A 13,373-nucleotide genomic window follows, 5' to 3' on the forward strand; every position below is an offset into this window, starting at 1 on the left:
GTACCCCTTACAGTACTAGCGTATCGCCCCGGGGCCGTACGCGAAAAGGTGACGTCTGTGAAGATGTCGCGAACAAAGGTGGTACAGCGCAGAAGCGCCCTTAGTTAGCAGAAATGCTGATTAAGGGCGCTTTTTCTCATCAAAAAAATAAAAAATGGAGTGTGATCTTTTATGAAATTTGCAATGATCGGTGCCGGTGCAATGGGTTTACGTTACGGAATTTTGTTACAGGAGGCTGGCAATGACGTTACCTTTATCGATACCTGGCAACCACATATTGACAAGATTCGCGAACAGGGCGGCGTTTACGTTTCCCGCGACCATGAAGATCGCCATTTGACCGAAATTAAATTAGAGACGCCTGAGACCTACGATGATGATCCTGATATGTACATCTTCTTTACGAAGCAGATGCAGTTGGCCGATTTCTTGAAGCGGTGTGCGCACTTCTTCAAACCAAACCAGTACGCGTTTACCTGCATGAATGGGATGGGGCACATTGAAAAGTTGCAGCAGTACTTTGCTGACGACAAGATCATTGCCGGAACCGCATTGATTGCCACCGTTTTGAACGGCCCTGGCGACGTTGATTTCATGGGCAAGCGCGGTGCAGGTAAGATGAACATGGCGAACCTGACTGAAAAGCCTGATGAAATGACACACCGGTTATTTGATGAACTGGATAAAGCGCAAATGCACCCAACGTTGACGACCAACTTCAAGGGGACACTGATGACCAAAGTTATTTTCAACTCTGTTATCAACACGCTTTGTACCTTATTTGAAATCCAAATGGGTGAGTTTGGGAACTTCGACAAAGCGTATGACCTCGGCCGTCAACTGATCGACGAAGCCTACGATATTTGCGAGCGTGCCGGCATTACGCTGGTATCGACCCGTGATGAGGAAATGGCCGCATTGGACCACAATACCCGGATCGACATGCCATTACATTACCCATCGATGTATCAGGATATGATCCATGACCGCCCAACGGAAGTTGATTACATCAACGGGTACATTGCTGAACTCGGTCGCGAGCATCATTACGAAGCGCACACCCACATTTTCTTAACCAACCTGGTTCACTTGTCTGAATACCACCGGGCCAACGAAAAGAAGGCGCGAGACGACGCTGCCGAGAAGACCGCTGCTGCTTTGAAAGCATAAGCTGTTAGGTCCGGGTGAATGACCGCTATGGGATGCCGAAGCTAGGGTGTCACGATGCTGCCGCTAACTGTCTGCCATTCAGTTAGTTTCGGTGATTGCCTCCCGGTTTCGGGTGTTAGCCAGCCTTTAGCGCGTGTCCCATCCGATAAACGCGTTACCAGTTAATTGAATACCTCCTTTAGAACCACAATAGGACGGCCTCGCAATCACGTGGCCGTCCTATTTGATTTTGATTATAACGCGTAAAACCCTAACGGATGCACTGTGTACGCTGCTGCCATTTGACCAATTGTCTCAAATAAAAGGGCCTTTTGGGCAAACGTCCCGGAGACTTCGATGTAGAACGAATAAATACCAATCTTTTGCCGCGTTGGCAATGACATGATGGTGACCAAGTTCAGGCCAGCATCCGCCAAGTGGGTCAAAATTTCCCGCAGGACGCCTGGTTGTTCGGTTGGCGGTGTCACGAACATCGGAAATTTGAAGGCTGTCGTCGGCGCTTCAGTGCCATCAGGTGCGGTGAGGGAAGCCGGTTCCTTCTTAAAAATGATAAAGCGGGTGGCGTTATCATCCTGGTCGGCCACGTTATCCTGCAAAAGTGGAAAATCCAGGGCTGCCATTTGGGATTGCGGCACAATGGCTGCGTCACCAGTATCACCAGCTTGGAGTTTTTCCAGCGAGGTCATGTTGGAGGAAGTCGTGATAATTTCCGCCTGGGGCAGGTTAGCCAACAAGTTCTGACATTGCCCCTCCGTTTTAAATTGGACGAAAATGCGTTTGATTTTCGCCATGTCGTCGACCCTGGCTGCGAGACCGAAGTTGACGGGGACGGTGACTTCGCCGAGTTCAGTGACATCAGCGGATTGTAGGCGTTGCAGGGTTGCCAACACGAAGCCATCTAACTGGTTTTCTAGTGGTAACAGACCTAGTCCATCCGGCGCGACCGAATTGTAGACCAGGTCAAAGGTCGGGTGGTAGTCAGGCGCAATGTTAAGTTCGGGATGGCGCGCACTAAAAACTTGTGAGGCTGCGTCCGTGAAGGTGCCAGCGGACCCAGGACAGATAATTTCATGAGGATACTTCTTTCTATAGTAGGGTGTGCAAAATAAGTGAATTTGTCATGTAACCGATAACAACCTCGTCGTTTCAATTAAGGTTCACTATCCCTATTACACCACAGCTCAGAAGCCAGAGCAACTTAATTTACACTTGGGCATAAACGTGGCAAAATGTATGAATCAAAGGGGGAATCGCTGATGACAAACTTAGAAATGACACAGGGTGTCCAAACCCGATTGAAGAACCGGCTGACATCGGATGACCGGTTAATTCTTGATTTTGACGATGGGGTTGGACCATACTCCAAGGTGGGTGTCTGCTCACTGGAAGTCAGTTTCCGTTTTCTCATCGTCAACAAGGACGCTGTGGATCCAGTCTATGATGAGACCCTCGACAGTCCGGTTGGCCAAGTCCACATCAAGGGCTATGCAGATAGCTATTTAAATGAAGCCCCAAAGCTTGCGTTGAGCCACTTTGGCTTGATTCAGTTATCGTCAGCGGTTGGCGTTTTAGACACCAACGTTGCGATTATTGACCATCCCGAAGCCTTGATTGAAACGAAGTAATTTAAAACGACCCTGATTGGCGGTTGCCAGTCTTGGTCGTTTTTTTATGTTTCTTTATGGTTGGAAACAAGGGTCGTAAGTTCAATACTTTGTGGGTTAGTCCGCTGCATTCCGCAATTCGGCAGGCCGTCGTAGTGGCTCGCGACTGAGCTAACTCGATTTCTGCTGCGCAGCTCTCGAGTGGATCTCAGTCGCCTCGCACATCAGTAACCGACCAAAGTACGGTCGCCAACTGATGTCGACACCATGACAACCTGCCGAATTGGGCCATTACACTGACGTTGAGCTCACTTGTTACCGATAAATAAGCATCAAAATGGCGTTAAATCAGGTTTGCAAAGAATCCGCCCTTGACTGCTAATGCGGACATTGACAGCAATGCTTCTCATGGTGTGCCAGTTAAGGTTAACAATTGATTGACAGGTATCAGGACATCACTTATGAAGTATTACCATCCATAGTGACAATTGTAGGGATTGTAGGGTTGAAAAAGAGTCTCTATTAGCTGGACTTAAAAAGTATAGTAAATTGCGATTCCCATTTAAGACAATAAAAATCACCCAACTACGAGAATGTAGAGGGTGATTTTTGGGAGATTAGTTTACTGAATATTTCTTGCAACGTGGGGTAATCACACATTGCCGAAACGTGTTCCAGGAGGCAAGGAGTTGCACCTAAGTGACTTCCGGTTCAAAATCCAAACCCGGGATTTTAAACCGAAAGTCACTTAGGCTCCACTCCTTAACCGCCTCCTTCCGCACTCTTGCACTCTCTAGGCTACCGTGCCGAAACGAGTTGCACAAACCAAAGACTTGCACAGAAGCGGACGATGTTACAAAATCCAAACCCGGGATTTTATAACATCGTCCGCTTCTGCTCCAGTCTTTAACCGGTTTGTTCCACTCTCTTATACATTCAACACCTTATTCAAGAAATCCTGCAACCGCGGATTCTTCGGGTGGTCAAACACCTCTTCTGGCGTCCCTTGTTCCTGAATATTCCCGTCATCCACAAAGACGACCCGGTCGGCCACTTCCTTTGCAAAGCCCATTTCGTGGGTCACGACGATCATGGTCATGCCCTGCTTTGCCAGCGTCTTCATAACGGCCAACACATCACCGACCATTTCGGGGTCCAGGGCTGAGGTTGGTTCGTCAAACAGCATGATGTCTGGGTTCATCGCGAGTGCCCGGGCAATGGCCACTCGTTGTTGCTGGCCACCGGAGAGGGATTGCACGCGAGCGTCGAATTTCTCCTCCAGACCAACCGTTGCCAACAGGTGCTTGGCTTGTTTTTCGGCACCGGCCTTATCCGATTTCTTCAGTTCCGTTGGCGCCAACATGATGTTTTCGCCAACCGTTAAATTATTAAACAGGTTAAAGTGTTGGAACACCATGCCGATGTTTTCACGCACCTTATTGATATCCGTTTTTGAGTCCGCAATGTCGTAGCCGTCGATGACGATTGAGCCAGACGTTGGGGCTTCCAACTTGTTTAACGTCCGTAACAGGGTACTTTTCCCGGAACCAGAAGGGCCGATAATGACGACCACTTCGTTGTTTTCCACTTACAGGTTGATGCCCTTCAGCACTTCATTATCACCGTATGTTTTAACGAGATCCGTTACTTTTAATCGTGTGCTCATAGCTTACTCCTTTTCTGAACCCAATTAGACAGCCATGTCAGGAGGGTAATGATGACCAGGTAAATGATGGCGATGATCGTCCAAACTTTGAAGCCTTCAAGATTTCGAGCGATGATGATCTTCCCGGTCTGCGTCAGTTCAAGAATGCCAATGATGGAGAGAATCGAGGTATCCTTCAGTGTAATGATGAATTGGTTGATAAACGATGGAATCATGATTCGAATGCCTTGTGGCAAAATGACTTTGCGCATGGCGCGACCAAACGGCAATCCGAGGCTACGGACTGCTTCCATTTGACCGGAGTCGACGGCGTTAATGCCACCCTTAACGAAGGCTGCAATGTAGGCCCCTTCGTTAAACATCAGCGTGATGATCCCAGCAACGAATGCTGGAATCTTCTGGCCAGTCAAACTTGGAATACCGGTATAGATGAACAGCGCCAGAACCAACAGCGGCAACCCACGGAAAATGTAAATTAAGGTGGTTGATAGGCCGTTTAGGAACTTATTTGGGAAAACACCCATGAGGCCGACGAGGACCCCGAAAATCGTGGCAAATATAATAGAAACAACGGTTAACCACAGCGTTTCCTTGAACCCTGTCCAGAGAGCTGATTTATTTTGTTTGATCAACCCGATGAAACTGCGGTCGGAGGTGCTGTCGCTATCCTTGGAGGCGTCCTTGCCTAAGTATTTCTCAGTGATCTTCTTATATTGACCATTGGCTTTTAGATCGGCGAGACCTTTATTGAAGGACTTCAACAATTTTTGGTTGTGCCCCTTTTCGACGGCAAACCCATAAGAACCGTTTTCAGCAGGTTTCGTGACGATTTTAAGTTGAGTGCCTTGCTTGATCCCGTAACGCATGACGGGCGAGTCTTCGAAACAGGCAATTGAGTTACCAGTGGTCACATCTTCATACATATTATTAGAGTCGTCAAACGTGACGACTTTAAAGCCGTACTTATTTTTGATGCTGTTAGCGTAGTCGGCGCCGGAAGTCCCGGTCTTAACAGCAACCTTCTTGCCGCGTAACTGACTGAGCTTGGTAACCTTACTGTTCTTAGCAACGGCCATGACAACGCCAGAAGTAAAGTAGGGTTTGGAGAAGTCAAACGTAGCTTCCCGTTCCTTAGTGATACTCATCCCGGCAATGACCCCGTCCAGCTGGCCAGACTGCACAGCCTGAACGGCGGCGTTGAAGCCCACCGGTTTGATCTGAACTTTGAACCTTGATCCTTGGCAATGGCACGCATCAGGTCCATGTCGATCCCGACGTATTTGTTTTGCTTGTTCGCAAATTCAAACGGGGGAAAGGTGACGTCGGTCCCAATGGTGTAGGTCGTCTCGGCTTGGCAGGCGTTGGCGAAAGATTAAATGTCAAAAGACACGCGAAAAAAACAGAAAGGGCAGCAACAACACCCCAAAATGTGCGTTTCATGAATAGTTTGCCTCCTTAATCATGTTATGTAACGTAACATTGTGACTTTTCTTAGTTTAACAGAAAGTTTTAATAAAGTATAGAGCGCGGAGGAAGGGCGGTTAAGGAGCGGAGCCTAAGGGGACTTTGACATAAAGGCCCGGGCTTGGCCTTTGTGTCGAAGTCCCCTTAGGTGCAGCTCCTTGCTTCGGGAGCGCGTTTAGGCTATGTAGGAGTAGAAGACAGCTGCCTTCAAAACCCTATAAGCTAGTAAACCAAAGCCTTGGAGTAAAAAGCGGCTAAGAAATTATCTTCTGATATGCAACATGAACAAAAGAAGATTCTAACCCGCCAATCAAAAAACAGCCCCGCGACTAATCGCTCAGAGCTGTTTTCCATAGTATGTGTGAACTACTCAAATTTCTTTAAAGGAGGGTTTTCATTAATGACGAAACAAAGCTCAACTCAATAAACTAACGGTTAACATGCAACATCACGTTGCTAAGCCCCTTATCAAAGGTGGCTTTCCATTCGCCCTTAGTCAATGATTCTGGCAACAGGAACGTCCCACTGGAAACACGTTGACCAGCTTTGAGCGGCATTCCCTGTGACTCCAATTTCTCCACTAACCACTTCAAGGACTTCAACGGGTTACCGAGAACTTCTGAGGAAGCGCCGTCCTTCAATTTCTTCCCATCATGGAAGAGTTCACAATGGACGTTTGCGAGATCATCAACTGATTCAAATAACGCATTAGTATCTACCTAAGTGCCATAAGCGACGTAGCCACCAACAGCGGCGTCCGCCATCACGAGGTACTTAGAGAGGCTTGGGAACCAGTCGGCAAAACGTGAATCGGGGACTTCAACGGCTGGGGCAACCTTTGTTTTACGCATGAGGTCTTCTAATGAATCGTTGGCTGATAAGTCTTCTTTTGCCGTGAAGAGCATTTCTACTTCGGCTAAGGGATCCATGACTTGGTCGGCATCAACAGTGACGGGCGATTGTACGAAGTGGCTGGCAACCTGAGCGCCGTATAGTGGGCTGTCGGAGTCAAACATGTCTTGCGTTTGTTTGCTGGTTAAGGATACTTTGTAGCCGCCGACCGTCTCGTTTTTTAATGCAGTCAGTTGTCGTTGAACGCGGTAGGCGCTATCCTCATCGGTGAGTTGACCGTCGAAGTCAGCCATGGTTAATGACTTGTGGGTCGTGTAGGCATCGAATAATTGGTTGGCGACGGTTGCTTCAGTTTCTGATAATTGTTGTTTGTTTAATACTTGTTCACTCATGGGCGAGACCTCCGTATGGTATGTGTCTAAAATTTAGTGTGCTAACAATGTTCTATGTGCTGCTATGTGTGACTCGCCGGTGTCCCGAAAACGATTCAGGATTGATATGTTGTGGCGAGTTTTATGAGAAATGACACTTCATTAACGATATGTGTTGGTGCGCTATGTGATTGTTGAAAACGATATGTGTTGTGACGGATACTATGTGTTAACGCTGGTACTATGTGTGTGTTGCTCATAATCTGAATGTCGCTTTTGTCGTCTGAGACCATAATGCCATCTTCCATTTTTCCTCACCACCTTAAGTTATGTAAATTGAATTTGAATGACGAAAAAGCGCCCTTAAATGCAAACGAGTTGCAAGTAAGGACGCTTTCACGTGGTACCACCTTAATTTATAATTTCAGGACTGAAATTACCTCTCACGTACGGCATTGCTGCGATACGCTTGGCACGATAATGGGTGCACCCAACGTGTTCTACTTCCGATTCAACGGGTTCGGCACGCAGCTCGGAGATGATCATCGGTTGCGTTCGTAGACTGCTTTTCACCACCCAGCAGCTCTCTAACTACGAAACGGAATTGATGTTTCTCGTCAACGCCTTTCATTCAAATTTAATGATTGGCATTAATTTACACCCTGTTTTGGAAGGTGTCAACAGCTAAATGGCAAAAAGATTAGAAAATATGAGAAATGATTAATCTCAAGTGCTAGTGCGGTGGGCGTTTGGCTTCAGTCAAATTTTTTCTTAAATCGAGATAGTTACTGGTCATTCACCTAGTGATGGTGTATTCTGTTAACTCTTAGTAAGCGACCTGTTACAAAACAGTCATCTACCTAGGCCATCGTTGTTGGATTACAGGCTTATTATCCGCTTCCAACAGCGATGCGACGACCGTTGTCGCTTATCAGGGTCGTGCGCCTCATGCGCATCCATGGTATACTTTTACCAACAAATCACGAAAAATGTCTATTATCACGCCCATGATTGTATCTAAACGAGTGGGCCGCGGAATCTTTGAACGGATCCAACGGAAGAGAGGGAATCCCCTGATGAAACTATCACAATTTATCTTGGGCACAGCGCTTGGTTTAGCGGCCGGTGCAGTTGCCTTTTACTATAAGAAGAATACCGACGTTCTGGCACCAGAACGCTTGAGCAACACCCGAATTTTTGACGATTTTTCAGCCGTTGATCTGCAACGGTTTGGCAAACAGCTGTCCTATGCGGCTGCCGATAACAGTGCCCTCGTGCTCGAACAGCACGATGATGCCTATGTGGCAGAAGGCATCCTGTTAACCCCGGCGTTTAAACTGACCAGTTTTAAAACGCTTGTCGTTTCCTGGAACGCGCTGACCCCACGGGGTACCAGTGTGGACGTCTCTGCGCAGGTCTTAGTGGATGGCGAATGGTCGAAGTGGCATTCTTGGGGCATTGGTCAGCCAGCCAACCGAGTGCGAGCGCTGTGGAAGACACGATCGACCCGTTAGCAAGTCTTGACACGGATACACTCACAACGTCGGGGACGGCAACCGAAGTTCGGCTGCGCGTTAAACTGCATTCTGACGATGCCACCCAGACGCCGGTGTTGAAATTGCTGGCAGCCAGTGTGAAGCCGTTGAACCGCGATTTAACGGCGGATGACCACCCAATCGAACTGGATAAGGTCATCTCGGCACCTGCGTACTCGCAAGAGATCCGTGACCCTAAATTGGCGCCGGGGATCTGCAGTCCAACAACAGTTTCGATGGCTGTTAACCGGCAAAATGCAGATATTTTACCCGAAGAAGCCGCCTTACGGAACTATGATGAGACCTACGATGGGTTTGGCAACTGGTCGTTTAGCACGGCGTTAGCTGGGAGTCTCGGGTACCACGCCTATACCGCGTTTACCACGATGAATGGTCTGCGACACCTGATTGCTGATGGCTATCCAGTCGGTGTCAGCGTGCAGTACACGAATGATCCGAACCAAACGGATCTGCCATACGTCAAAGGGACGCCGGGCAGCACTTACGGTCATTTGTTGCTGGTCACTGGGTTTACGAAAATTGACGGTGTGGACTACGTTGCTGTCAATGATTCGTATGCGGATGACGACGCGACAGCTAAACGGTTCTACCGCCTAGACCAATTCTCCAAAGCTTGGGCGTCACGCGTGGCGTACATCATTGAAGAAAACTATCCGGGATATGAGCGCTTGATGCAGCCGTCACGGATCACGGTGACGCTGTTACCAGACGATGACCTGCAGCACTATACCGTTTGCGAAAACGATAATCTGCGGCCGCTAACACCGACCCAGTACGAAAAAACGTCTCATTTTGACGAAGAGACGATGACCGTTGCCTACTGCTTCAACGATGACGGCAACAAGGCCAGTCTTGCCAACCAGCATATCTACTATGCGGATGTTGACGACCAGGGCCGGATCATTTTGGATGTGAAGGCGCTGAAGCTCAAACATCCCGCAGCCACTGAACTGACGGTCTACGTTGCACGATTGGCAGCACCAACGCTGACGGCAACGATTAATTTGGATGAGATCCATGCAGACTAACGAGGTTTCGGCTGCAGTATCGAACTATACGCAAGCAAACCGGCCCGACGATGTGCCGGTGACCCATATCGTGATCCATTCAACGGAGCTGTCGTACCTGGACACGGTGCGACGGTTTCAGGAAGACCACGAGGTGAGCGCCCACGACGTGATTCGCGGAGCGGATGGCTTGGTGACGCGGATGGTGGCACCAGAAAATGTCGCCTGGCACGCGGGTAATTGGGAGCTGAATTGCCGCTCAGTGGGCATTGAGCAGGAAGCCTACGTTGGTGAGCCAGAGTCGTTTACCGAAACGATGTTGCGCAGTCTGGCCACCGTGGTTGCCCAGCTCAGCCAAACGTTTCATGTGCCGCTGGACCGCGACCACCTGTTAGGTCACGATAATCTGTGTGCGGCAACACCTGATGGTCAGTTGGCGATGCACCAAGACCCTGGCCGTTATTTTGACTGGCAGGGATTAATGAAGGATTATGGGCCCCGGTTATCTCACTTGGAACGCCGCAAATCGGCGAACCCGTGGTCGTGTGTGTGAACGTGGCTGACCTATACCAATCGCCCGATACTGGTGCCGAATTGCTAACTAGTGAGTCGTTACCTGCGTGGACGCATCAGTTGTCTTATGGGCAACGGTACGTCTGTGCTGAGCGGTCGGGTGAGTGGGTCGCGATTTGGTATAACGGTGTGAAAGGCTGGTGTCATGATCCGGAGCACACGATTCTGCAGGGGTGTCAGGGTGAGGTCATTGCCCCGAACAGCCCGCACACACCCATTTTTGGCATGACCAGTGCAGCTGCCAAGCCGATTGCAACGTTGGCTGCTGAGGAGCAGTACGTTGCTGGCCCGCTTGTGTCACAGCTTGAAAGTCGTGACACTAATGGCCAATTTCAGGCATCGTTCACTGGGCAACGGTACTACCAGTCTATTACAATCACCGAATTGCTTTTGTCCCAATTGATACTATGCATTTGGTCAAAAAAGAGTAAAATAAATAAGTCTTGGCTGACAAAGCCGGGACTTATTTTTTGTAGAGTGTGAAACCAGGGGCGGTTAAGGAGTGGAGCCTAGGAGACTTCGACCACCAAACCCGGGTTTGGCTTTGGTGGTCGAAGTCTCCTAGGTGCAACTCCTTGCCCCGTGTAGCACGTTTCGGCTTGAGTACAGGAGTGCGCAGTGTAGACAGGTATCTTTAGCAGGTTAAATTAGACACCGTTTAAATTTCATGAAAATGGGTGTTTTATGCGGGCTATCTAGCTTGAAGAAGTCGCTATGCAATTTATAACCACTTGCTTTCATCACCTTAAAAGTTTCGGAAATTTTTCACAAAATTGCCACAGATTATTAATGTTTATTCGGTACACTACTATTATAGTATAGATGAAAACGGATTCATTAGTGGCTGAACACACCCAACTAAAAGGAATGAGGGAAAACAATGGCAACTCAACCAAAAAAAATCAACGGTGCCGCCCTGACTGCACTGGTGGTCACGACCGCCATCGGCTCGGGAATCTTTGCGTTAAGCTCTGACCTGGCCGCCGCTTCTCCGGGAGCTGCCTTGATCTCATGGCTGATCGTCGGCTTTGTGGTGATGATGTTGGCCAGTTGTTTTAATAACCTGTTGACGAAACGGTCTGACTTGGAAGGTATCTTTGCGTATGGTAAGGAAGGCTTCGGCCCGTTTGTCGGCTTCATCAGCGGCTCGGGCTATTGGATGTCATCCTGGCTTGGAAACGTGGCGTTTGCGACTGTCTGTATGAGCGCGCTGGGCTACTTTTTCCCGGTGTTTTCAAAGGATAACAGTCCGATTTCAATTCTGGTCGCCAGTATTCTTGCTTGGAGCCTCACGTTGTTGGTCAACCACGGAATCGAAAGCGCGGCGCTGATGAACGCCGTCATTACCATTTGTAAACTGATTCCAATTTTCACGTTTATTGTCGTCGCCGCCATTCTGTTTAAGGGCCACGTGTTCACTGCCCAATTTTGGGGCAACATGACCGCACCCGTTACCATTGCGAGCGTTGGCGGCCAGATCAAGCAGTGTATGATGATCATGATGCGGGTCTTCGTCGGAATCGAAGGTGCCACGGTGCTGTCGTCGCGGGCAAAATATCGTAAAACGGCAGGGCACGCTACTGTCATTGGGGTGGCATGCCTGATTTTGATCTACGTGCTGGCGTCCATTCTACCGTATGGCTACATGACCCGCGCTGAGTTGATTCAGCTGAAACAGCCGGCCATGGTTTACATGTTCCAGCACATGGTGGGGCCGTGGGGCGGTGCGTTTATTAGTATCGGCCTGTTTATCTCCATCATGGGTGCGTGGTTATCCTGGACAATGCTGCCGGCTGAAACGATGCGGTTAATGGCTGAACAGGGATTGTTGCCCAAACGATTTGCCAAGGAAAACAAGCACGGGGTGCCAACATTGGCCCTGATGACCACCGCCTGCATGGTGCAAGCGTTCATGATCATGCTAATTTTTGCGGAGAAGGCCTACGAGTTTGCTTACAGTCTGTGTACGGCGGCCATTGTGGTGTGTTACATCATCGTCGCGGCGTACCAGATCAAGTATTCCTGGCAGAATCGCGCAACAAAGGGCAATATTCTGCAGCTGTGGGTCGGCATCTTCACGCTAGTCTTTGAAGTTGTCGCAATCACGCTTGCGGGATTGCAATACCTGTTTGTGTGCCTGGTCGTTTATATTCCCGGTATTATTCTTTACATGTATACGAAGAAACAAAACGAAAATCGGTTACTGACGAAGCACGAATGGTCAGCCACCATCCTTATCTGCAGTGGGGCTGTTATTACAGTCACTATGTTGGTGATGGGGCAGATCCATTTGTAGAGTGCGGAAGAAGGACGTTTAGGAGTGGAGCACAAGGGGGCTTTGATGGTCGAAGTCCGAGCTTGGCTTTGATGGTCAAAGTCCCCTTGTGTGCAACTCCTTGCCCTTCTGTAGCACGTTTAGTCTCGAGGACATGAGAGCGCAAAAATAAAATAATTAAAAAGCCGTCATATCACTAACTACTGATATGACGGCTTTTTAGGATGCTTTTTTACAACAATTCAGCACTGAAAATACAGCTGCTAAACCTAATTCGTCAAAAAGATGCCAAACCGTTAACATAGGTCAACGCGGTATCGTCAATTCCCTGTTAAATTATAGACATACACAAATACAGGAGGTCATTACAATGACAACTTACGAAAACCAACAAGCATGGCGCGACGTTCAATCTTTCTTACCAGAACAATACCACTACACAGAAAACTACAAACCAGTAGAAGAAAACTGGAACTGGCACGGCAACCAAGTGCACTTGGATACCTTCCGCAACCCAGACGCAAAAGCCAAGATCATCGAGTTCCACGGCGTCGGCACCAACGGCCGCCAAATTTCCATGATTGTTGGCGGGCCACTGGCACAAGACGGTTATGAAACGATTGCGGTGGATATGCCAACCTATGGCGTGACGGATGTGGCACCCCACACGATCATTTCATACGACGACTGGGTACAGTGCGGCAGCGACCTCATTGATGCTGAACTTGCCAAGGATGACCGGCCAATTTTCCTCTATGGGCTCTCAGCCGGTGGGATGGAAACCTACCACGTGGCCGCTCGGAACAAGAAAGTCGCCGGCATCATCGGGATGACG

General features: G+C 48.8%; 9 protein-coding genes and 3 pseudogenes. 8 read left to right on the forward strand and 4 right to left on the reverse strand.

The window, feature by feature from the left end; translation table 11 throughout:
* The first annotated feature begins 171 nt into the window (after positions 1-171).
* Complete coding sequence (locus JCM11969_RS10330; protein WP_054711046.1) at positions 172-1,170, forward strand: ketopantoate reductase family protein; 999 nt, start codon at positions 172-174, stop codon at positions 1,168-1,170.
* A 233-nt stretch (positions 1,171-1,403) separates the two neighbouring features.
* Here JCM11969_RS10330 and JCM11969_RS10335 read toward each other — a convergent pair whose 3' ends face one another.
* Positions 1,404-2,285: a prephenate dehydratase gene (locus JCM11969_RS10335; RefSeq protein WP_369523224.1), complete on the reverse strand. Its 882-nt coding sequence runs from the start codon at positions 2,283-2,285 to the stop codon at positions 1,404-1,406.
* A gap of 141 nt (positions 2,286-2,426) precedes the next feature.
* Between JCM11969_RS10335 and JCM11969_RS10340 the strand changes: the two genes are divergently transcribed.
* Entirely contained in the window at positions 2,427-2,795 is a 369-nt protein-coding gene (locus tag JCM11969_RS10340) for an iron-sulfur cluster biosynthesis family protein (RefSeq protein WP_054711048.1), read from the forward strand.
* A 907-nt stretch (positions 2,796-3,702) separates the two neighbouring features.
* Here JCM11969_RS10340 and JCM11969_RS10345 read toward each other — a convergent pair.
* The 3 pseudogenes from JCM11969_RS10345 to JCM11969_RS10355 form a co-directional block, all read right to left on the reverse strand.
* Positions 3,703-4,440: pseudogene (locus JCM11969_RS10345) on the reverse strand (amino acid ABC transporter ATP-binding protein).
* A pseudogene (locus tag JCM11969_RS10350) lies at positions 4,437-5,791 on the reverse strand (amino acid ABC transporter substrate-binding protein/permease); the annotation flags it as partial. The pseudogenes JCM11969_RS10350 and JCM11969_RS10345, both read right to left, overlap by 4 nt.
* Positions 5,792-6,332: 541 nt before the next feature.
* A pseudogene (locus tag JCM11969_RS10355) lies at positions 6,333-7,148 on the reverse strand (2-keto-4-pentenoate hydratase).
* A gap of 1,055 nt (positions 7,149-8,203) precedes the next feature.
* Between JCM11969_RS10355 and JCM11969_RS10360 the strand changes: the two are divergent.
* From JCM11969_RS10360 to JCM11969_RS10385, 6 genes are all read left to right on the forward strand, one after another.
* Positions 8,204-8,641, forward strand: coding sequence for a hypothetical protein (locus JCM11969_RS10360; RefSeq protein ID WP_054711050.1), 438 nt, complete (start codon positions 8,204-8,206; stop codon positions 8,639-8,641).
* A complete protein-coding gene (locus JCM11969_RS10365; protein ID WP_162231473.1) occupies positions 8,578-9,711 on the forward strand; it encodes a C39 family peptidase in 1,134 nt (377 codons plus the stop codon). Before JCM11969_RS10360 ends, JCM11969_RS10365 begins: the two co-directional genes overlap by 64 nt.
* Positions 9,701-10,243, forward strand: a complete 543-nt coding sequence (locus JCM11969_RS10370; protein WP_054711054.1) for an N-acetylmuramoyl-L-alanine amidase — start codon at positions 9,701-9,703, stop codon at positions 10,241-10,243. Before JCM11969_RS10365 ends, JCM11969_RS10370 begins: the two co-directional genes overlap by 11 nt.
* A gap of 2 nt (positions 10,244-10,245) precedes the next feature.
* Complete coding sequence (locus JCM11969_RS10375; RefSeq protein WP_156319334.1) at positions 10,246-10,746, forward strand: hypothetical protein; 501 nt, start codon at positions 10,246-10,248, stop codon at positions 10,744-10,746.
* Between the two features lie 397 nt (positions 10,747-11,143).
* Positions 11,144-12,559, forward strand: coding sequence for an arginine-ornithine antiporter (gene arcD / locus JCM11969_RS10380; RefSeq protein WP_054711058.1), 1,416 nt, complete (start codon positions 11,144-11,146; stop codon positions 12,557-12,559).
* Positions 12,560-12,908: 349 nt separating this feature from the next.
* Positions 12,909-13,373, forward strand: a 465-nt coding sequence (locus tag JCM11969_RS10385; protein WP_162231474.1) for an alpha/beta hydrolase, incomplete at its 3' end; no start/stop codon positions are given.

It is taken from the genome of Secundilactobacillus paracollinoides DSM 15502 = JCM 11969 (assembly GCF_001311135.1).
In the GTDB taxonomy this organism is placed as follows: domain Bacteria; phylum Bacillota; class Bacilli; order Lactobacillales; family Lactobacillaceae; genus Secundilactobacillus; species Secundilactobacillus paracollinoides.